A 20,846-nucleotide genomic window follows, 5' to 3' on the forward strand; every position below is an offset into this window, starting at 1 on the left:
GGACGGCCGCGACCACGATCGTGTGGTCGCGGCCGCCGCTAGCCGTGGGGGACGGCGATGACGGCCATGGTCTGTTGCTGCCCGTCCCGCATCTCGACGCTGGCGATATTGGTCAGCTGCAGGGGCGTGGCCCCGGTGATCCTGACCCTGCCGCTGGGCGTGGCCGTCCACGCGCAGGCGCGCTCTTCGCCGCCGACGCTGTCCTTCACCCACAGTGAAAGCGTGCCGTCCACCGGCAGGCTCCGGCCCTCGACCGCGAGCTCGGTGCCCCACGTCTTCTTGACCATGCCCACCGTGAACTGCAGCCCGTCGCCGGCCTGGACGGAGTAGCTGGCGTCCGGCTTGGGCGGCGGGTTGACCAGCGGCGCGGCCAGGATCCCGAGGGCGAGGCACGCCGCCGCCGCCGCAGCCACGGCGGCGGTCCACCGGAGCCGGACCTTCCGGCGCCGCGTGGACAGCTCGTCGAGCAGCCGCCGCGGCACGGCAGCCGGCGCGGGAACCGACGGCACCGGTTCCCGCCCGGCCGCCGTGCCGAGGGCGACGGCGTCGGACACCGGGAGCGCGTCCAGCAGCGCCGGGAGGCTGGCCAGTTCGTCCAGCTCCTGCCGGCAATCCGTGCAACGGGCCAAGTGCTGCTCAAAGGCGGCGGCCTCGTCAGGCTCCAGGCCGCCCAGCAGATAGGCGCCGAGCAGTTGGTGCGGGTCAGTAGCACTCACCGTTGCACCCCCATTTCATCAAGGATTGTCCGGAGGGCCCGTACGGCGTAGAACGCCCGGGACTTCACTGTTCCACTCGGGATATTCAAACTGACCGATGCCTCCTGGACGGTATAGCGGCGGTAATGCAGGGCCACCAGGACGTTGCGGTGCTCCGCGCTGAGCCGCAGCAACGCCTCTTCCATCAGGACCCGGTTGAGGAGTTCGTCGACGCGTTCCGCGCCGCCGGACGGGTCGGCCAGGTCCCGGTCCGTCGTCTCGCGGGGCCGGCGCTGGGCCTTGCGGTAGTTGTCGATCATGATGTTGCGGGCGGTCCGGAACAGGTAGCTCCGCATGCTTCCGGTGATGTGCGGGGCCTGCTGCCAGACCCGCAGCACGGTTTCCTGCACGATGTCGTCCGCAAGTTGAGGGTCGCGGCAGGCGCTAAGGACGAAGCCCCTGAGTGCCGGTCCGTGGTCGCGGTAAATCGCAGCCACGACGTCTTCGTCCAGCGGCATGACCGTCCACCCTTCTCTGCGGTTCCCCTTGCGGTTCCGCAGCCCTTCGGCTCGCGCTTCTGCCCCTACGACGTGCTGATCGCCGGAAAAGTTCACGTGCACCGGTTGCGGGGCCCGGTCCGGTGCAGCCCTGAACCATTCTTACCCCGGAGGCGTCGTAACGGTTAGCGCCGCCGGACCAGCTGGGGGGTTCGCTTCACGGTGCCTTCGAGTCATGGAGCATTCGAGTCAAGGAGCAGCAGATGAAGAAGCACCTCAGCATTGGCCTGTCCGCTTTCGCCCTCGCCGCACTACTCTCCGGCTGTGCCGGCAGCAGCGGAACCACCACTTCCCCGACGACGACGGCGGCGCCAACCAGCGCGGCGGGCCCCTCGTCGGCTACCGCGTCGACGTCGGGCCCCGCCTCGGCGTCGGGTCCCGCTTCGACGTCGGCACCGGCCGCTGCCGCGGCGGACCTCAAGGTGGCGGATTCCTCCGCCGGCAAGATCGTGGTGGACGGCAAGGGCATGAGCGTCTATTACTACACAAAGGACGTCAAGGACTCCGGGAAGAGCGCCTGCACCGGCGGCTGCCTCGACGCGTGGCCTCCGGTCCTCGCCACCGCTGACACACCAACGGTCGACGGCGTCACCGGCACCGTGGGCACGATTGCCACCCCGAACGGCAAGAAGCAGCTGACCATCAATGGAATGCCCGTGTACCTATACGCCAAGGATGTTGCTGCCGGGGACATTACCGGCCAGGGCGTCGGGAGCGTCTGGTACCTCGTGGCCCCCACCGGTGACATGATCACCGCCGCCGCCGGGTACTAACGAAGGACGGTCGGCGGCGGGCACCGGACAGCAGGGCTCAGCCGTCGGCGTCCTCGAACTCGACGGCGGCCAGGATTTCCTTGGTGTCCGGGTGGATCATGACCGCTTCCTGCTCATCGTCCAGCATGAGGAACTCGCCCTGGTCCGTGGTGAAATGCCACGCCAGGGCGGTCTGGCCCTCGTGCTCGTAGTTGGGGTCGCCCATGGTGATCTTCTGGAGCGTGTGCCCGGCCACGGCGCACAGCTCGCGGATGATCATCTCGAATTCCGGGGTGTCGAGCAGGTCATCTTCGGCGGCCTCAGCCTGGCGCTCCGCCAGGTTGGGGATCCGGGACACGCGCTCGGCGATGTGGCGGTCCAGTTCCTCATCGCCCAGGACGAGGAGGTCTGCCTGGCTCCGGAGCCACGCGGCGTTGAGCGCGACAATGTTTTCGGTCTCCAGCAGCGTTTCAAAGTCGCCGTCGAGCTCTTCCAGGAGGCGGACGGCGTCCGGGACACCGCCGTCGGCGTCGCCTTCGAGGTCCGTGTCCCCGTCAAGGTACGCGTCTGCTTCCTCCTCGGAGAGGGAGTCGAAGGCAGCGACGCTGCGGTTGAAGAGGTCAAGGTGCGCGGCGGCCCCCATTCCTTCCAGCCCGGCCCGGATCCAGGCGTCGATCTCGGCGCGCTCGGGCGCGGAGAACACGTACTGGGCGAAGCCGCCGCCCAGACACTGCGTCAGGTAGAAGTCAACGTAGTAGCTGCCCAGGGCGCTGGGGGCGATTTCCTCGATGTCGAGCAGCTCCGCGTACATCAGGTTGACCACGTCCACGTTCGCGTCGACCACGTCCGCGTCGCTGCCGTTGATGCTCTCCCGCGGCAGAACCGTCGCGTATCCGGTGGCGGGAAGGGTGGTGGAAAGGCCGTTGCTCATGGAAAATCCTCACTGCTTAGGCGGGTGCCGCTCCGATCCCCTTCAACGTACGTTGCACGGCTGGCGCCGCGGTTGAGCCGGAGCTGAACGTCCGGCGAAGTTTGGGTGACCCGGGACGGCGGGACAACGACTCGTGGCGGGATGCTTCAAGGTGCGCCATCGTTCGGGCGGGCAAATTTCGTGCGCTTTTTTTGTGTCCGAGACCGGTCCGCAATTTCCTGTAAACCCGCGGACTGGCATTTAAAATATAAGTGGGTATGGTGATGGGTAGATAGCGTTTAGAAAGGCGTGATTCCATTGTCAGGAAAGTCTCCCAGAAGCAGCAGTGCCAAAAAAACGGGAAAGTCGATTCTCGAAAAGAGAGCCGAAAAAAAGGCAAAAAGCGAATCCAGCGAAAGTCTGTTCGCAAAGCCGCGCAAAAACCAGCGGTGACACTTCGGCCGTGACGCACCATCCGCACGCAGCCACGGTTGCGGGCGGAAACGCGCCTACAACGCGCCCGGGGGCTGGGGCCCTACGCGTTGAAGGAACTGCGGGCAGCCGGGCGCGAGACTCCTAGCCGCGGCCGGCTGCCCGCAACAACCGCCAAAAACTTCCAAATTCGCGTCAAGACGGTTTTATACAAACTACACGACCGATATTTGATGCTTCACAATGCTGCGACGGGCGCCGGGTGATTCTCGGCTGGACCGCTTTTGAAGCATGCGGAAATTGCCGATCGTTGAGACACAGAAAGACCCAGTCATGCGCCAGACCCATACCGCCCTGATTATTCCGGCCCGCTTCAGCCACCCCGTTCGTGCCGAAGAGATCGACACTTCTCTGGCGACACGGCAGACCCTGGTTGAAGGCAGCGTCGGGGCCATCACTTTTGTGGATTGGCACGTCTATCTCAACGACGAGGCAGACTCCATCCCCCTGCCGCTGAACGCCCGGGCCGAGGTGCTGATCCGCGAAGCAGGCCTGCGGCTCGATGAGAACGTCCGCGGGACGGTTGTCTTCCTTGGCAACGGAAACAACGGCGACGACGCGGCTGCACCTGCACACCTGCTCCGGCTGGCCGAGCGCCTCTTCGACACAGCGTTGGCGGCTTGACCCCTGGCAAGAATTCGCGGAGCTAGGCCACTGGCTCCACCAACGTCCGGGTCCGCGTGGTCATCCGCCTGAGCGGCAGTTGCCGGGGAGTCCACTTCGCCGCGTGACGCGCCGCCGGTCAAAGTTCAGCAGACGAAGCACCCGCCCACGGCCCTCGTGCCGGCCCCTGAGTTCGAGGGGCCCCGCCCGGCTCGCTAAGATGGATCAGATGACCAACTGCTGAAAGTAGTGCGCACATGCCATCCCATCCGGACGAGAGTGCGGCACTGGCGATACAGACTCCCGCAATCAACGACCGCTCCCTCGCGGCCGGGCTTGCCTACGCCATGGGGAGCCGCGTTTCCGGGATTTCCTTCGACGCCGCCACCGGCCTCATGCTCGGCAAGGTGCGGGGCGGCGCCGATGCGCCGTATTCGACGACGGCGAAGCTGGTCCGGAAGGCGGGCGGCTGGAGCTGCACCGTGGGCGTCTGCAGCTGCCCGGTCCGGAAGGACTGCAAGCACGTGGCCGCCCTGCTGTTCTCCGCCGAGGACAACCCCGCGATCCGGGTCCAGCTCCTCGCTCCCGCTGACATCAGCCGGTTGTCCCGGCAGGTCCCGGCGCTGGAGGTCCCGGACTGGGAACAGGCCCTCAGCCCGCTGATCGCCCAGCCGGGAATCACCGCGTCCACCAACGGCATCCCGCTGGCGCTCCAGTTCGAAATCGAAGAACCGGCCCCGCACTTCTCCTACACCGGCCGCCGCGATCCGCTGCGCAGCGTCCGGCAGCTGAAGGCCCGTCCCGTGATCATGGGCGCCAAGGGCAAATGGATCCGGGGCGATGTCTCCTGGAACACCCTGAGCTACCTCAGCTACCGGCGCGAATGCAACGAGGCCCACGTCGAGTGGATGCAGGAGTTCCTGGCCGCGCACACCGCCCAGGCCAACCGCCAGCACGCCGGGACCGGACTGTGGCTGGGCTTGAACACCTATGCCGGCAAGAACCTGTGGAGCCTGCTGGCCCAGGCCCGGAAAGTCGGCGTGGCCCTGGTCCACAGCCGGGGTCCGGAGTCCGTGCGGCTCGTTGAGCAGCCGGCCGCCGTCGGACTCAATCTGACGCGGTACGGAACCGCGCCGGTCCCGGCGGAGGCAGCCGACGACGTCGTGCCGGCTGCAGCCGGCAGCAACGACGGAGGGCTGTCGCTCGCCCCCACCATCACGGTCGAGGGGGACGTGGTTGATCCGGCCTCCGTCGGGACCATCGGGCGCCCGGCCCACGGCATCTTCCTGACTTCCGGGGCGGACGCCCTGCCCGGCGTCGCGCCGGGAGACTCCATTATTACGCTCGCACCGCTGGAGAGCGGGCTCAGCGAGGAACTCCTGACGTTCGTCACCGCCGGTACCACGCTGCACATTCCGGCCCGGGACGAGAGCCGGTTCCTGACAGGGTTCTACCCTAAGCTCAAGCAGAGCGCCCGGGTCACGGCCTCCGACGAGTCCGTGGAACTGCCCCAGCTGGCCGTTCCCACCCTGTCGCTGCTGGCGAACTACGGCGCCGACCACCGGGTCCGGCTGCACTGGGAGTGGCACTACAAGTCCGGCAAGCTCGTCACGGCCCAGCCGCTGTGGCGCCACCCCGGCGATCACGGCTACCGGGACGACCCCGCCGAGGCCCGGATCCTCGAAACGGTCGGGCAGCCGTGGGACGTGGTGGCGGCCCTGGGCGAGTCGGCCACCGGCGGCTGGGGAACACCGCGGCTGGCGGCTTCGGCGGAACTCAGCGGCCTCGACACACTGGCCTTCACCGAGGAGCTGCTCCCCCGGCTCCGCGACGTTCCCGGCGTCACTGTGGATACCGCTGGCGAGATCGCCGACTACCGCGAGGCCGAAGAGGCGCCGGTCGTCTCCATCTCCACCAAGGCCACCGAGCAGCGTGACTGGTTTGACCTGGGCATCCAGATTTCCCTGGAGGGCCAGCCGGTGTCCTTCGCGGCCGTCTTCTCGGCCCTGGCGGCCGGCCAGACCAAGATGCTGCTCCCCAGCGGGGCGTACTTCTCCCTGGACCTGCCCGAACTGCACCAGCTCCGCGCCCTCATTGAAGAGGCCCGGGAACTCCAGGACAACAAGGATGCGCCCCTGCAGATCAGCCGCTTCCAGGCCGGGCTCTGGGACGAACTGGCCCAGCTCGGCATCGTGGACCAGCAGGCCGCAGCCTGGCGCGAGGCTGTCGGCGGGCTCCTGGAAGGCGGCGTGAAGGGCCTGCCGCTGCCGGCAACGCTCAACGCCGAGCTGCGCCCGTACCAGCTGGAGGGCTTCAACTGGCTCAGCTTCCTCTACCGCCACGGACTCGGCGGCGTGCTGGCCGATGACATGGGCCTGGGCAAGACGGTCCAGGCACTGGCGCTGATCTGCGCCGCCAAGGATGCGGCCGCGGGGCAGGAAGCGTCCGACGGCGGCGCTGCCGCCGCGGAGTCCCCCGCCGCTGCCCCCAATGCGCCCTTCCTCGTCGTCGCCCCCACAAGCGTCGTGGGCAACTGGGAGGCTGAGACCGCACGGTTCGCCCCGGGCCTCACGGTGCGGGCCATCGGCGAAACGTTTGCCAAGAGCGGCTCGGACCCGGCAGCGGCGATGGCCGGTGCGGACATCGTCATCACCTCCTATGCCCTGTTCCGGATCGACTACGAGGCCTACGCCTCCAAGGAATGGGCCGGGCTGGTCCTGGACGAGGCCCAGTTCGTCAAGAACCACCAGTCGAAGGCCTACCAGTGCGCACGGAAGCTTCCGGCGGCGTTCAAACTGGCCATCACCGGAACCCCGCTGGAGAACAACCTCATGGAGTTCTGGGCGCTCACCTCGATTGTCGCGCCGGGCCTCTTCTCCAGCCCGAAGCGGTTCGCCGAGTACTACCAGAAGCCGGTCGAAAAGAACGGTGACAAGGCGCAGCTGGACAAGCTCCGGCGTCGGGTCCGTCCGCTGATGATGCGGCGCACCAAGGAACAGGTCATCCACGACCTGCCGCCAAAGCAGGAACAGATCCTCGAGGTCGTGCTGAACCCGCGGCACCAGAAGGTCTACCAGACGCACCTGCAGCGGGAGCGCCAGAAGATCCTGGGCCTGATCGACGACGTCAACAAGAACCGCTTCACCATCTTCCAGTCCCTCACGCTGCTGCGGCAGCTCAGCCTGGACCCCTCCCTGATCGATCCCTCGCTGTCCGGCGTCCGGTCCAGCAAGCTCGACGTGCTTTTCGAGCAGCTCGAGGACCTCGTGGCCGAAGGTCACCGCGCCCTCATCTTCAGCCAGTTCACCGGTTTCCTGGGCAAGGTCCGCGAGCGGCTTGTCGAGGAGAACATCGAGTTCTGCTACCTCGACGGCGGTACCCGGAACCGCACCGACGTCGTCAATGAGTTCAAGAACGGCGCCGCACCGGTGTTCCTGATCAGCCTCAAGGCCGGCGGGTTCGGCCTGAACCTGACGGAGGCGGACTACGTGTTCCTGCTGGACCCGTGGTGGAACCCGGCCTCGGAGGCGCAGGCCGTGGACCGCACGCACCGGATCGGGCAGGCCCGGAACGTGATGGTCTACCGGCTCGTCGCCAAGGACACCATCGAGGAAAAGGTCATGGCGCTCAAGGCCCGGAAATCCCAGCTGTTCGCCGACGTCATGTCCGGTGACGCGCTGTCCGGCGGAACGCTCACCGCGGAGGACCTGGCCGGCCTGTTCACCGACTGACACGGTCCATCCAAACAGCAACGCGGGGTCACATAGCGCCGGTAAAACCCCGTGGATGGACCGGATCTGACTCCGTGTTGCGGGGCTCAGCCCGCGCCCCGGAGCGGTTCCGGGTCGCGACGCTCCAGCCCAGTTACTCGGTGCCGCACCCCATCTCCGCGCCCGGAAACCGCGGGATTCCGCGGGATACAGCGCGTGCGTGGAATTGCGGGCGGAAGTAACTGGGCGGGAGCGTCACCATGATCCCGGCAGTCAGCCCGTGTGGTCCTGGAGTTCGGGAACCCTCATGACAGGTAAGCCGGCACGGCCTCACCTGCGGCGCGAACACCCCCGGTGCAGGAGCGCCGCCGGAGCCGGGCCAGGAGCGTCGCGGCGAACAACGCCGTCGTCATTTCCAGTGCGATGACCGCCAGCAGCATGCCGGCGCCCGAAGTTGCCGCCCCGGCTGCCGGTGCAGCGCCGCCAGGGTGGGGGTGGCCAGATGCCCCGGGACCGGTGCCGAGGAGCAGGACCGCGTGCACCCCGGTCATCGCCAGCGCCGAGGCCATGACCTGGCGAAGGGACCTGATTCGCCCGTGGCGCCAGATATGAACGGCACACGGCACACACACCGCCACCATGGCGAGCATGAGCAGGTTCAGCCAGGTCCCGTGCTGGTTCCCGGCGACAAGCCACAGGTGCGCGAGGCACGACGCCGCCGTCACAGCGGCGCAGATCCGCGGATGCAGGACCATGCCGGAGCGGCGGCCCCATCCTCGCACGACGGTCACGGCGCCGGGCTAGCCGTGGCAGTGGCCGCCGGCCGGCTGTGCACTCGCGGGCACATCCAGCACGGGGCTGCGGTCAAAGAATCCCTCGGGCCGGAGCTTGAAGCCCACCGTGTCCACCGGCATGATGGGCCAGTCTTCGGGACGGGGGAAGTGGGTCAGGCCGAAGGTGTGCCACACGACGATGTCCTGGCCATCAATCTCGCGGTCCTGGGCAACGTAGGCCGGCAGACCCGCCCCGCCGGAATGCTGGTTCACGAAGTCGCCGGTGGGGTACCGCTCGTCGTCAGCGTACCGGGTGACCCACAGGTCCTTCGTGGCGAAAGCGGCGCGCCGGGCGATGGAGGACTCCGGGTCTGCCAGCAGTGTGGGCTGGTTCCCGGAGTGGAGCTTGTAGCCCACGGGCTCGCCCAGGCGATTGAGGGACTGCGGGTTGGAGATGACCCAGGTCCGGCCGCTTCCGGCGTCGGCCTCACGGACGCCCTCGGACTCCCTGGCGAGCACTGTGCGTTTCCGGGAGAAGGCATTGCCGCGTTCGTTGCCCGGCCCCATGGGCTGCCGGACGACGTCTTCCTCCTCTACCCGGTTGGTAAAGCCGTCAATGGCCATGTCCAGCCGCGCGCTGAAGAGGTGCTGGTGGAAGGGGGCGCCCAGGCCTGGGGCCATCTGGGAGATGTTGGCCGAGCCACCCTCCGGGAAGGCGGAGGTGAAGACGACGCCGGTGGCCTTGGCCTCGAACTCGATGGTGCCGTCGAGGTAGAGGTACCAGTAGAAGCCGTAGTCGTAGTTGCCGATCGTGGTGAAGAAGGAGATCACCAGACGGCGGTTGCGGCGCGTGTAGTTGATGCCCGTCCAGAGGTCGCTGTGCTTGGCCAGGATGCCCCAGTCCTCCTCGTGCATGCAGATGCCGTTGCGGATCTCCCGGGGGTTGCCAAAGGCGTCGCTGATGACGGGGCTGAGGTACGTGATTTCGCCGAGGCAGTCACAGCCCAGTTCCAGCGAATTGGCGTACTGGCCCACTAGGTACTCGCCGGTGTCGAAGTAGTTCTGCCAGGACCGGATTGGCGACGGGTCCCCGTATGGGACCACCATCTCGGCGATGGAGGCGCGGTTAATGATGCTCCGTTTCCTGTCGCCGTCCTGGAACGCAAAATTGTGCAGCACCACGCCTTCGCGGACGTCGAAGCCGACGTCGACGCTCCACTTTTCCCACTCGACGTGGTTCCCGCCCGTGACGCTGAAGCTGGGACCCTCCGGCTGGGTGATGCTGATGGGCTTTTGCGTGGTGCGCAGCGGGCCGGTGAGCTCCGGATCGGTGTAGTTGCCGTGCTCCGCGGGTACCGGGACGACGCCGGTGTCCAGCACCTGCGTCACTTCCTTGCTGACGACGTCGACGTACGCCACCAGACCGTCCACGGGGTGGGCCCAGGCGCTGTCCTCGGGGAAATCCTGCATGAACGCCAGGCCGCGGAGAATCCGGCGGCCCTTTTCCTCCGGATACTCGAACACTCCGGCAGACAGCGGGGCGACGCGGACTTTGCTGACGTCAAGGCCGCGGGCGGCCAGGGCCTTGAGCCACCGCTCGTCCGTGGCCAGGAGCGCCTCGACAACTTCGAACTCCTCCTCCAGAACCGGCAGCTCGCCGGTCACAGCCGCGTCCAGCTCGACAGCGGAAATCACCGCGCCGCTGGACAGCGAGACGGTCACGTCAGCGGGCTTTCCCCCGCGCACATCGTGCAGGAAGACCCGGAACCGGCGGTCTTCGGTTCCCGCCGGCGCGTTCCTGGCGGGGTCCACCAGACCCAGGTACGCTATGCGCTTGGTCTCGCCCAGCAGGCCCGCCGCCCGCAGGATGCCCTGGACTGCAGTGATTTCCGCGTCTGCGGCCAGGCTGTACGGGCTAATCGAGGTGCGGTTGTCGGTTTGTGCGGTCATTATGACGGCCTTCGTTCGGGGACCCTGGCGGGTCGGAACTTTATTTTCTATAGTTGTAGAGAATACGGAAATGTAAGCTGTGCCACAAGAGTCCGACGCAAGAAAATTGGGGAACTGTCCGGTGCCAAAGATTGTCGACCACAACCAGCGGCGGCTCGAACTCGTCGACGCCACATGGCGGATCATCGCCCGGCTCGGGATCGAAAGTGCCACCATGCGGGAGATCGCCCTCGAGGCCGGTTTTGCGAACGGGGCACTCAAGCCGTACTTCCCCACCAAGGATGACCTGCTGACCTTCGCCTTCGGGCATGTCTTCAACCGCACCAACGAGCGCATCGCCGAGGTCACCGCCGGGCAGGCCGGGCTCCCGGCCCTGCGGGCATTCTGTGTCGAGGTGCTGCCCCTGGATGAGGAGCGGATCAACGAGGCCCGGATTGTCATCCCGTTCTGGCAGAAGGCCATCAACGACCCCGGCAAGGCGCGGATCCACCGGGACTCGATGGCGCAGTGGCTTGCGGCGATGCGGCAGTACCTTGCCGAGGCGCGGGAGGCCGGCACCGTCACCACCGGCGTCAACGACGCCGCACTCGCAGGTCAGCTGCTCAACCTCCTCCTCGGCGCACAGATCGCGGCGGCACTCGCCCCGGAAGGCCAGGTGGAACTCGGGCTGAACGACCAGCTGGAGGGCTTCCTCACCCTGCTGTCCTGCTAGGTCCCCGGACAATCTTTTTTCGCCGGTTGTCGAAAAAAGATGACACCGGCGAGCTGCGGCGCTACCCTGAAAGGACTGTGCCCCAGGACACATTCCTAGAGGACAGTCCCAGAAATACGACGGCGTCAGGACCTTCGATGACCGCAGTTGCAGTCCGCCCCTCGCCCAGTCCCGCCGGACAGGACATCCGCACCAGCACGGCAGAATCCTTCGACCACTGGCGGCACCTCGTCGCGGAATCGTTCGTTCCGCTGGCTGCCTCGAGCCGGAATGCGGAGACCTTCCGCGGACGCATGCGGGCCCGCAGGCTGGACCGCGTGGCACTCGTCGAGGTCTCCTCGACGAGCCATGAGGTCCACCGCACGCCGGCCCTGATTGCGCAGTCCAACCAGCGGTATTTCAAGCTCAATCTCCAGCTGCAGGGCACGGGGCTCCTCATCCAGGACAACCGTGAGGCAGTCCTGCATCCGGGAGATCTCTCCATCTATGACACCAGCCGCCCTTACACGCTTGCCTTCGAGGGTGACGCCCGGCTCATGGTGGTGATGTTTCCCTGGGATGCGCTGTCCCTGCCGCCGGACTGCATCGCGGAGCTCTCCGCCGTGCGGATGGCTTCCGACGGCGGCCTCGCCGCGATCGTGGGGCCGTTCATCGCCCACCTCGCGGAGAACCTGGATGCGCTGAGCGGCCCCAGCGGGTCCCGCCTCGCCACGAATGCCCTGGATCTCGTGTCCACCATGCTGCACGCGGAGCTGGACATGTCCCCCGACCGGATGCGTCCGCAGGCCCTGCTGGCGGCCTCCGTACGGGAGTACATCGACGCCAACCTCGCCGACCCGCTGCTGTCGCCGGCTTCCATCGCGGCCGCCCATTTCATCTCCACCCGGCACCTGCATAACGTCTTCCACGAATCCGGCGCCACGGTGGCGAGCTGGATCAGGACCCAGCGGCTGGAGGGGGCGCGCCGGGAGCTGCGGGATCCGCTCCTGGCCGGGCTGCCGGTAGGCGCCGTCGCCGGACGCTGGGGCTTCCTCGACGCGGCCCACTTCAGCCGCTCCTTCCGTGACGCCTTCGGCGATTCCCCCAGCGACTGGCGCCGCGGCGCTTCCGCTTGACCTGCGCCCACCGCCGACACAATCCGCCGGCCGGGACGCCGGCGGGCTGACATTCTGACTGATACGCGGACGGACTGATAAGCGGGGAGGGGCGGTTTCGGTACTGCCGCCGATCAGCGCCGTGAAGTTGCTGACCACCAGGAACAGGACCCAGCCAAGCAGTACGGTGGCCAGCACCGGCGCCAGGGCCGTCTGCCAGACCTGGCCGGCCACGCGTTCCCGGCGGAAGTAGGCCACCACGGCCAGGGACGACAGCATGTACAGCACCAGGAGCGCCGCCACGGCCAGGCCGCTGAACCAGGAAAAGAGCGTCAGGACAGGATCCAGGGTCAGCACGGCGAACGGCGCCACCAGCAGGAACGCGAGGGCAGTCTGGATCCGCGCGGCGACGGCGGGGGCCCGGTGCCGGTTGGTCCGCGCCAGGACTGCGGGCATCGACCCGCGCAGGGCCAGCGAATGGAGGTAGCGGTTGATGCCGTTGTGGAATGCGATGATGCCGGCGAGAAGGGACGTCACCAGCAGGATGCCGGTGACCGTTCCGGCCCACGGGCCGAACAGTTCCACCATCGGCGTCAGCACGAAGGCGGTGGAATCGCCCGAATCGAGGGCCGCGCCCGCGGCGTCCATCACGTGCGAGGGTCCGTAGTAGCTGACCAGCATCCAGGAAATGAAGGAGAAGAACACCGCGATGACCCCCACCGACAGGTACGTTGCGCGGGCCACCGTGCGGTGGGCATCCTTGGCCTCGGCCGAGTAAATGGCCGTGGACTCGAAGCCGAACATGGACGCGACCGCGAACATGATGGCCACGCCCGGGGCGCCGGTGGCGATCGCCTGGGGCGAGAAGGACGCCGCCAGGCTGAGCCCTTCCGGGCCTCCGCCGTGCAGCAGAACGGTGAAACCGAACATCAACAGGATGGCGACTTCCAGACCCACCAGAATCGCCAGGACCCGCGCCCCGAGTTCGATATTGAGGGATCCCAGCACCTGCACCCCGGCCATGGTGATCATGGCCAGCAGCCACCAGGGCACCACGATTCCGGCGGACGCGAGGAGGCCCGAGAAGGCCGCGCCGTACAGACCGTACATGGCGGCCTGGACGGTACCGTAGGCGAGGAGCGCCAGCCACGCAGCTCCTGCTCCGATCTTCCGCCCGAAGGCGGCGGTTACGTAAGCGTAAAAGGCGCCGTTGGCCTGGATCCTGCGGCTCATCGCGACGAATCCGACGGCGAAGATCATGATGACGATGCCCACCACCAGGTACGCCCCGGGCGCGCCGGGCCCGTTGCCGAGGGCGGCAGCCAGCGGTGATGCGCCGACGATCCCGGTCAGCGGCGCCTGGGCGGACAGGACAAAGAAGAGAATGCCCATGACTCCGACGCTGCCTGCGCGTAGCGCGGTGGAGTGCTCCTTGCGGGGGGTGGCTTCTGCGGTCCGGGACTCGGAATTTGAAATACTCATCGGATCCTTCTTAACGGTCATGAGTGTGGGGAAAGGTGCGCCCGTAAAGGTGAATGGCACCGTGCAAACCAGCCTCGCAGGTGGCCCACGTCACTTTCTTGTCGATCAGCGACCGGTTGTTGTCCCACAGCGCAATGGCGCCCGGGCCCCAGCAACCCTTCGCACGGAGTCAACTGCAGTTCGCGCAAAGACAAGACCGCGTGCCCGTCGCCGGGAGAGACTCGGAGATGTCAGGTCGGCCGCTCTGGAACCATCCTGCGCCGCACCTGCCCCTTCTTCAACTACTCGATGTGGAGTGCACCATGGAAACTTACGACGCTCTTCTGGCCTCAATTGCCCCCGCCACCGGCCAGGGCCGGACCATCCTCGACCCCGCCACCGGGGAGCCGGTCGGCGAGGCGCCGGTTCACACCGTGCAGGACCTCGAGCAGGCCATCGCCGCCGCTGAAGCCGCCCAGCCGGCGTGGGCGGCGCTGGGCCACGACGCCCGGTCCGCCGCGCTCCTGAAGGCTGCTGACGCCGTCGAACGCTCCGCCGAGGAACTGGCCCGCCTGCTCTCCCGCGAACAGGGCAAGCCCCTCAACGGCCCCAACGCCCGCTTCGAGGTCGGGGCCTGTGCCGCCTGGCTGCGCGCCGCCGCCGGCACCCCGCTGGACCCCGAGACCGTGGTGGACGACGGCGAGACGCGCGCCGAACTGCACTACCGGCCCATCGGCGTCGTCGGCGCGATCGGGCCCTGGAACTGGCCCATGATGATCACCGTCTGGCAGATCGCCCCGGCCCTGCGGATGGGCAACGCCGTGGTGGTCAAGCCCTCCGAATACACCCCGTTGTCCGTCCTGGCCCTCGCCAAGGTCCTCAACGAAGAGCTCCCGGACGGCCTCCTGACCGTGGTCAGCGGCGGCCGCGACGTCGGCGAAGCCCTCGCCGCACACCCCGGAATCGGCAAAGTCATGTTCACCGGCTCCACCGCCACCGGCAAGGCCATCATCAGATCCTCCGCGGACACCGTCAAACGCCTCACCCTGGAACTCGGCGGCAACGACGCCGGCATCGTCCTGCCCGACGCCGACCCGAAGGCCATCGCCGAGGGCCTGTTCTGGGGCGCCTTCATCAACACCGGCCAGACGTGCGCGGCGCTCAAGCGCCTCTACGTCCACACCGACATCTACGACGCCGTGTGCGAAGAACTCACCAGCGTCGCCGCCGCCATGCCGATGGGGAACGGCCTCGACGAGAACAACGTCCTCGGCCCGCTGCAGAACCGCCAGCAGTACGACGTCGTGGCCCGGCTGGTGGAGGCCGCCCGCGAATCGGGCGCCCGGATCCTTCTCGGCGGCAACCCGGCTCCGGACCAGCCCGGGCACTTCTACCCCGCCACGCTCGTGGCCGACATCGGCAACGACAATCCGCTCGTGTGTGAGGAACAGTTCGGTCCCGCCCTTCCGATCATCCGCTACGGCACCGTGGACGAGGCGGTCATCATGGCGAACGCGCTCGACGTCGGCCTCGGCGCCTCCGTCTGGTCCTCCGACGCGGCAGGCGCCCGGAAGGTGGCGGCCCGCCTCGAAGCCGGCACCGTCTGGATCAACAAACACGGCGCCGTGGACCCGCGGATCCCCTTCGGCGGAGCCAAGCAGTCCGGCTACGGCCTGGAATTCGGCGTCGACGGCCTCAAGGCCCTCGGTGTCCCGCAGGTCATCAACGGCTGAGTCCAGGCGCGGACAGATCGACGGCGGAGGGCGGGGGCGGCAGGCCCCGCCCTCCGCGAGCGTCGGGACACGATTTCCGCTGCAGTCGCCCTGGGCCTCCGGGCCGCCGCCAACGGGGCCACTGCCCGAATGGCGATACTAATGCTCCGCAGTTGGGCGGCTGGGCACCGGCCCTGACACCATACGGACTATGGCCCAGAAGATTGCGTACCAGGGTGAGCCCGGCGCCAACTCCAATATTGCGTGCGCGCAGATGTTTCCCGACCTGGAAAGCGTTCCCTGCGCCAGCTTCGAGGACGCTCTGGAACTGGTCTCCACGGGTGAGGCCGCCCTGGCCATGATTCCCATCGAGAACTCGATCGCGGGGCGGGTGGCTGACATCCACATCCTGCTGCCGCAGTCCCGTCTGCAGATCGTGGGCGAGTACTTCCTGCCGATCCATTTCGACCTGATGGGCATCCCCGGCAGCACCATCGAGGGGGCCACCGAGGTCCACAGCCACATCCATGCCCTGGGCCAGTGCCGCAAGCTGATCCGCAGTGCCGGCCTGAAGCCTGTCATTGCCGGGGATACCGCAGGTTCCGCCCGGGAAGTGCGGGAGTGGAACGATCCGGCCAAGCTGTCCCTCGCTCCCCCGCTCGCGGCTCGGATTTACGGCCTGGAGGTGCTGGCCTCGCGGGTGGAGGATGACCCGTCCAACACCACCCGGTTCGTGGTCCTGGCCCCGGAAAAGGACCTGTTGTCCCGCAAGGAGTTGCCGGGACCGGCCGTGACCAGCCTGCTGTTCCGGGTCAGGAACGTCCCGTCCGCACTCTTCAAGGCGCTGGGCGGCTTCGCCACGAACGGCGTGAACATGACCAGGCTGGAAAGCTACATGGTGGGCAACGAGTTTGCTGCCACCATGTTCATGGCCGACGTCGAAGGGCACCCGCAGGACCTGCCCTTGCGGCTGGCGCTGGAGGAGTTGGAGTTCTTCACCACCGAGGTGCGCATCCTGGGCGTTTACCCCGCCGCCGAATACCGGACGGGGCAGGAGCGGACCGGGCAGCCGGTCGGCAACTAAGGGCGCACCCGCGCCGCGCTACGGCTTGGACCCGGTGCTGCTCCCGCGGCCGTCCTGGCCTCCACCGTCGCCGTCGCCGTCACCCGCGGCAGCGTCAACCGCCGCTGGCTCAACCGCCACGATGGATCCCGTGGCCGGCGGCACCGGCGGGGTCAGCACCGAGGCGTAGTCGTGCTGGGTGGAGTATGTCAGGAAGCCCAGGTGCGCCTCGTACCGGTCCAGGACGTCGTCGATGATCTGCTGGTGGGTCACGCCCATCAGGTCGTACCCCTCGGAGCCGGTCTGGGCGAACACTTCCACCCGGTAGTAGACGTCGGTTTCGCGGGACATCCGGCCGCCGAACATCGGCACGGGAGCCTCCACGGCCTGGATTTGGTAGTGGAAGTCGCGGTGGTCCGGGATCGTGACCACCAGTGCGTAGCTGGAGATCCCGGTCTGCTCGTTCGGAACGATGTCCAGGGTGGCCTGATAGCCCTGCTTGGTGAACTCCTTGAGCACGTCAGCCAGCGCCGGTTGCGCAGTCTTTTCCATGAACAGCGCCACCTGCTTCTTGGACGGATAGGAGCGCATCCCGGCGAGCCGCTGGCGCCACGTGCGTTCGGGTACGTGGCCGCCGTGCGCCGCCGTTGCCTGCCGGCGCAGGACCTGGCCTTCGCGCTCGGCCCGCTCCATCCGCAGTGCCTTGGAGAACGACGCCATCACCAGCCAGGCGATGATCGTCACGGGCAGGGCGAAGATGAGGGTGGCGTACTCCATGGTTGTCACACCGCCGGCTACAAGCATCGCGATGGCCAGCAGTGCGGTGAGGACCGCCCAGAAGATGCGCAGCCATTTGGCACCGTCCTGGGACGGATCCGGGATGGACGACGAGAAATTGGACATCACCATGGCGCCGGAATTGGCACTGGTGAGATAGAACAAGAGGCCGGAGAGCGTGCCCAGGCCGATGAGGAATCCGGCGCCGGGGAACATGGCCAGCAGCGCGTACCAGCCCTGTTCCGGGCTGTCCATGGCCAGCTGGGCGAATTCCGTGTTGCCGTTCAGGACCTCGTGCATGGCACTGTTGCCGAAGATGCTCACAATCAGGAAGTCGCACAGCACCGGGGCGGTGATGGCCGCAATCACGAACTCCCGCAGCGTCCGGCCGCGGGAGATGCGTGCCAGGAACAGGCCGACGAACGGCCCCCAGGCCAGCCAGAAAGCCCAGAAGAACAGGGTCCAGCTGGCCATCCATTCCGAACCGCCGTCCTCGTACGCGAAGGTCTGCAGGGTGCGGTCGGGCAGGGTGAACAGGAACCGGCCGATGTTCTCCACCATGGAGTTAAGCAGGAACGAGGTCTGCCCGGTCACCAGGATGTACAGCAGCATGGCCGCCGCACTCCAGATGTTCAGCTCGGAGATCCAGCGGATCCCCCGGTCGACGCCGGACGTGCACGCCGCGATGGTCAGGACGACGGCGACGAGCACCAGCGCGATCTGGAGGGCCAGCCCCTGCTGCAGGCCAAAGATCAACGCGAAGCCGACGTTCAGCAGCACCACCCCGATGCCCATGGACGTGGCCACACCGAAGACCGTGCCCACCAGGGTGACGATGTCGATCGCGTCGCCGACGCCGCCACGGACGCGCTTGCCGAGCAGCGGATACAACGCCGCCCGGATGGACAGCGGCATGCCCCAGCGGTAAGCGAAATATCCCATCGCCATGCCAAGGAGCGCATACATGGCCCAGCCGGCCACGCCGTAGTGGAACATGGTCCACACCACGGCGTCCTGGGCCGACGCCGCCGTCTGGCCTTCGCCCACCGGCGGCATCATGTACTGCGTGATGGGTCCCGTGACGGAGTAGAAGAGCATGTCGATGCCCACACCGGCGGCGAACAGCATGGCCACCCAGGTGAAGAGCTTGTACTGCGGCCGGGAGTGGTCCGGGCCCAACCGGACCGAGCCTTCCTTGGACAGCGCAACCCAGAGCACAAAGACGATCACCACGGTGACGGTCAGGACGTAGAACCAGCCGACGTTTTCCGCGATCCAGGCCACGACTGTCTTCATGGTGGCCTGCGCGTGGGTGGGCACCACCATCGCCCAGACGGAAAAAGCGATGATGACGACCGACGCGATGATAAACACCCGCCAGTTGATCTTCGGCCGCGGCTCCTCGATGAGTTCGGCCGGCCCGCGGCTCAATTCCTGCCTGGAAACCGGCGGCCGGTTCTCGGAATCCTGGCCGCCGCGCTTGCGGTCCGTGCCCCCCAGCTGACTTCGTGGGATCGGTGCATTCGATTGTCCGTTTGCAACACGCCGCACGATTTCTTCTTCAGCCATGGAATCCCATGTTACTCCGCGGCCTGAAATCGGGGCCGGGTCAGCGGGATCTCAGCAGGCGGCGTCCTCCCTTGATCTCAGGCACCAGACGCCCCTTTCCGGCGTCATGCCTCCACCGGTTTCCGGGCCTGCAGGAGCGGCGCGAAGAACGCGGCGAGCTCCGCCGTCGCCGTCAGGGGCAGGACGTTGGCCACATACTGGTCCGGGCGCACCACAACCACCACGCCGCCGCGGTCGATGCCGCGCAGCTCGAAGATGTCCGCCGACGGATCGGTGGCGTAGACCTTCTCGGGGTAGTTGAGCTTGAACGGCCCCACCTGCGGCTTGAACACCGACGGCACGGCGCCGATGTCCACGCTGGTGTGGTCCTGCTGGTAGATCACCTTCACGTCGAACCACGCGTCACGGTCGGCGCCTTCGGGTGTGGCGGCGAGCGGCGAGTCCGTGGCGTCTGCCAGCCACGCGGCCAGGTCCGCGGTCGGCGACGGCGCGCCAGCCTGTTGTCCCGGCGCGGCAGCGTCGGCGAAGACGTAGATGCGCCACCGGCCGTCCGCCATGGCCTGGTGGCCGAGCTGCAGGGGGTTGGTGTCGCAGACCCGCACCACGGGCGCGGATTTGAAGCGCTTGCCGATGGTGAAGCCGGTGGCGAGGTCCTGGTGCGCCGGCCCGCCGATGAGCATGGAGGGGGCGTACTGGGTCATGAACCCGGCCGGGAATTCGGCGGTGCTGACGTAGAAGTCCTCGAGTTCGGAGGGGCTTTCGAACTCCTCGGGCTTCTTCGCCATCAGCGTCGACCACTCCTTGTCGAAGTCGATGAGGTTCTTCGCGATGACCTGGCGCTCGGCCGAGTACGTGGACAGCAGGCTCTCCGGGCTACGGCCCTCCAGGACGTGTCCGAGCTTCCAGCCCAGGTTGAAGCCGTCCTGCATGGAGACGTTCATGCCCTGGCCCGCCTTCGCGCTGTGCGTGTGGCAGGCGTCGCCGGTGATGAACACCCGCGGGGTGCGCGTGCCGCGGTCCTCCGGGAGGACGTCGTCGAACCGGTCGGTGAGGCGGTGGCCCACCTCGTACACGCTGTGCCAGGCGACGTTGCGCACGTCGAGCGTGTAGGGGTGGAGGATCGCGTTCGCGTTGCCGATGATCTGCTCGATGGTGGTGCTGCGGACGGCGCCGTTGTCCTTCGGGTCGACTTCGCCGAGGTCGACGTACATACGGAAGAGATGGCCGCCTTCGCGCGGAATCAGCAGGATGCTGCCGCCCGTGCCGGACTGGATCGCGCACTTGGTGCGGATGTCCGGGAAGTCCGTCACGGCCAGGACGTCCATGACGCCCCAGGCGTGGTTGGCCTGGTCGCCGGCGAGCGTGCAGCCGATCGACTCCCGCACCTTGCTCCGGGCACCGTCCGCGCCGACGACATACTTGGCGTGGACGATGCGCTCCCGGCCCTCATCCGGGCCGGCGGTGTGGAGGAGTGTGACGGCGACGGGGTACTCCCCCTCGCCGATTTCGAGGCTGCGGAACTCGAAGCCGTAGTCGGGCGCCATGCGGCTGGGCGAGTTCGCCATGAATTCGCCGAAGTAGTCCAGCACGCGGGCCTGGTTGACGATCAGATGCGGGAATTCGCTGATGCCCGTCGTGTCGTCGACGGCGCGGGCGCTGCGGACGATCCGGGAGGGGTCCGCGGGGTCCGGCTTCCAGAAGGCCATCTCGGTGATCCGGTACGCCTCGGCGATGATCCGCTCCGCGAAGCCGAAGGCCTGGAACGTCTCGACACTGCGGGCCTGGATGCCGTCGGCCTGGCCGATGGCGAGCCTGCCGCCACGGCGCTCCACGATCCGCGTCGTGATGCCCGGGAACTGGGACAGCTGCGCGGCCGTGAGCATGCCCGCGGGCCCGGTGCCCACAATGAGCACGTCGACCTCGTCAGGAAGCTGGGTAGGGCGGTTGATGCCGACGCCGGCAGCCGGCTGGACGCGCGGGTCACCGGATACGTATCCGTGATGGTGGAAATGCACG

At 67.4% G+C, this 20,846-nt stretch carries 14 protein-coding genes and 1 pseudogene; 7 read left to right on the forward strand and 8 right to left on the reverse strand.

Annotation, left to right across the window (positions count from 1 at the left end; genetic code table 11):
- Nucleotides 1–38 precede the first annotated feature (38 nt).
- A complete protein-coding gene (locus AC1DC5_RS16745) occupies nt 39–716 on the reverse strand; it encodes an anti-sigma factor family protein (RefSeq protein WP_476865892.1) in 678 nt (225 codons plus the stop codon).
- Nucleotides 713–1,213, reverse strand: a complete 501-nt coding sequence (locus AC1DC5_RS16750) for a sigma-70 family RNA polymerase sigma factor (RefSeq protein WP_476865893.1) — start codon at nt 1,211–1,213, stop codon at nt 713–715. The genes AC1DC5_RS16745 and AC1DC5_RS16750 overlap by 4 nt, the downstream gene beginning before the upstream one ends.
- 242 nt (nt 1,214–1,455) lie before the next feature.
- Here AC1DC5_RS16750 and AC1DC5_RS16755 point away from each other — a divergent pair, with 242 nt between their 5' ends.
- Entirely contained in the window at nt 1,456–2,025 is a 570-nt protein-coding gene (locus AC1DC5_RS16755) for a COG4315 family predicted lipoprotein (RefSeq protein ID WP_476865894.1), read from the forward strand.
- 37 nt (nt 2,026–2,062) lie between these two features.
- Here the strand turns inward: AC1DC5_RS16755 and AC1DC5_RS16760 are convergent, their stop codons facing one another.
- Complete coding sequence (locus AC1DC5_RS16760; protein WP_476865895.1) at nt 2,063–2,935, reverse strand: DMP19 family protein; 873 nt, start codon at nt 2,933–2,935, stop codon at nt 2,063–2,065.
- A 744-nt stretch (nt 2,936–3,679) separates the two neighbouring features.
- Between AC1DC5_RS16760 and AC1DC5_RS16765 the strand changes: the two genes are divergently transcribed.
- A complete protein-coding gene (locus tag AC1DC5_RS16765; RefSeq protein ID WP_476865896.1) occupies nt 3,680–4,030 on the forward strand; it encodes a DUF3846 domain-containing protein in 351 nt (116 codons plus the stop codon).
- A 236-nt stretch (nt 4,031–4,266) separates the two neighbouring features.
- Nucleotides 4,267–7,740 (forward strand): DEAD/DEAH box helicase, encoded by a 3,474-nt coding sequence (locus tag AC1DC5_RS16770; RefSeq protein WP_476865897.1) that lies wholly within the window; start codon nt 4,267–4,269, stop codon nt 7,738–7,740.
- 284 nt (nt 7,741–8,024) lie between these two features.
- On the opposite strand, the gene AC1DC5_RS16775 is transcribed toward AC1DC5_RS16770, so the two are convergent.
- A complete protein-coding gene (locus tag AC1DC5_RS16775) occupies nt 8,025–8,510 on the reverse strand; it encodes a hypothetical protein (RefSeq protein WP_476865898.1) in 486 nt (161 codons plus the stop codon).
- Between the two features lie 9 nt (nt 8,511–8,519).
- On the reverse strand, nt 8,520–10,442 hold the full coding sequence (locus AC1DC5_RS16780; RefSeq protein ID WP_476865899.1) for a primary-amine oxidase: 1,923 nt from the start codon (nt 10,440–10,442) through the stop codon (nt 8,520–8,522).
- Nucleotides 10,443–10,563: 121 nt separating this feature from the next.
- Between AC1DC5_RS16780 and AC1DC5_RS16785 the strand changes: the two genes are divergently transcribed.
- Together AC1DC5_RS16785 and AC1DC5_RS16790 are read left to right on the forward strand one after the other, a co-directional pair.
- Nucleotides 10,564–11,154, forward strand: a complete 591-nt coding sequence (locus AC1DC5_RS16785) for a TetR/AcrR family transcriptional regulator (protein ID WP_476865900.1) — start codon at nt 10,564–10,566, stop codon at nt 11,152–11,154.
- 137 nt (nt 11,155–11,291) lie between these two features.
- Entirely contained in the window at nt 11,292–12,269 is a 978-nt protein-coding gene (locus tag AC1DC5_RS16790; RefSeq protein WP_476865967.1) for an AraC-like ligand-binding domain-containing protein, read from the forward strand.
- 66 nt (nt 12,270–12,335) lie between these two features.
- On the opposite strand, the pseudogene AC1DC5_RS16795 reads toward AC1DC5_RS16790, so the two are convergent.
- Nucleotides 12,336–13,730 (reverse strand): annotated as a pseudogene (locus AC1DC5_RS16795) (APC family permease); the annotation flags it as partial.
- Nucleotides 13,731–14,032: 302 nt separating this feature from the next.
- Between AC1DC5_RS16795 and AC1DC5_RS16800 the strand changes: the two are divergent.
- Both AC1DC5_RS16800 and AC1DC5_RS16805 read left to right on the forward strand, forming a co-directional pair.
- Nucleotides 14,033–15,442: an aldehyde dehydrogenase family protein gene (locus tag AC1DC5_RS16800; protein ID WP_476865901.1), complete on the forward strand. Its 1,410-nt coding sequence runs from the start codon at nt 14,033–14,035 to the stop codon at nt 15,440–15,442.
- A gap of 190 nt (nt 15,443–15,632) precedes the next feature.
- Nucleotides 15,633–16,505 carry a prephenate dehydratase gene (locus AC1DC5_RS16805; protein ID WP_476865902.1) on the forward strand — a complete coding sequence of 291 codons (873 nt, stop codon included), beginning with the start codon at nt 15,633–15,635 and terminating at the stop codon, nt 16,503–16,505.
- An 18-nt stretch (nt 16,506–16,523) separates the two neighbouring features.
- On the opposite strand, the gene betT is transcribed toward AC1DC5_RS16805, so the two are convergent.
- Together betT and AC1DC5_RS16815 are read right to left on the reverse strand one after the other, a co-directional pair.
- A complete protein-coding gene (gene betT, locus AC1DC5_RS16810; protein WP_476865903.1) occupies nt 16,524–18,830 on the reverse strand; it encodes a choline BCCT transporter BetT in 2,307 nt (768 codons plus the stop codon).
- Between the two features lie 104 nt (nt 18,831–18,934).
- Nucleotides 18,935–20,845 (reverse strand): FAD-binding monooxygenase, encoded by a 1,911-nt coding sequence (locus AC1DC5_RS16815; protein ID WP_476865904.1) that lies wholly within the window; start codon nt 20,843–20,845, stop codon nt 18,935–18,937.
- Between the last annotated feature and the right edge of the window lies 1 nt (nt 20,846).

It is taken from the genome of Arthrobacter sp. 10L424 (assembly GCF_056395325.1).

What these genes read in the sequence shown, in the direction of transcription:
- AC1DC5_RS16805 (WP_476865902.1), top strand. Translation starts at nt 15,633, where the DNA reads ATGGCCCAGAAGATTGCGTACCAGGGTGAGCCCGGCGCCAACTCCAAT.
- AC1DC5_RS16760 (WP_476865895.1), bottom strand. Translation starts at nt 2,935, where the DNA reads ATGAGCAACGGCCTTTCCACCACCCTTCCCGCCACCGGATACGCGACG.
- AC1DC5_RS16770 (WP_476865897.1), top strand. Translation starts at nt 4,267, where the DNA reads ATGCCATCCCATCCGGACGAGAGTGCGGCACTGGCGATACAGACTCCC.
- AC1DC5_RS16800 (WP_476865901.1), top strand. Translation starts at nt 14,033, where the DNA reads ATGGAAACTTACGACGCTCTTCTGGCCTCAATTGCCCCCGCCACCGGC.
- betT (WP_476865903.1), bottom strand. Translation starts at nt 18,830, where the DNA reads ATGGCTGAAGAAGAAATCGTGCGGCGTGTTGCAAACGGACAATCGAAT.
- AC1DC5_RS16790 (WP_476865967.1), top strand. Translation starts at nt 11,292, where the DNA reads ATGACCGCAGTTGCAGTCCGCCCCTCGCCCAGTCCCGCCGGACAGGAC.
- AC1DC5_RS16780 (WP_476865899.1), bottom strand. Translation starts at nt 10,442, where the DNA reads ATGACCGCACAAACCGACAACCGCACCTCGATTAGCCCGTACAGCCTG.
- AC1DC5_RS16755 (WP_476865894.1), top strand. Translation starts at nt 1,456, where the DNA reads ATGAAGAAGCACCTCAGCATTGGCCTGTCCGCTTTCGCCCTCGCCGCA.
- AC1DC5_RS16765 (WP_476865896.1), top strand. Translation starts at nt 3,680, where the DNA reads ATGCGCCAGACCCATACCGCCCTGATTATTCCGGCCCGCTTCAGCCAC.
- AC1DC5_RS16750 (WP_476865893.1), bottom strand. Translation starts at nt 1,213, where the DNA reads ATGCCGCTGGACGAAGACGTCGTGGCTGCGATTTACCGCGACCACGGA.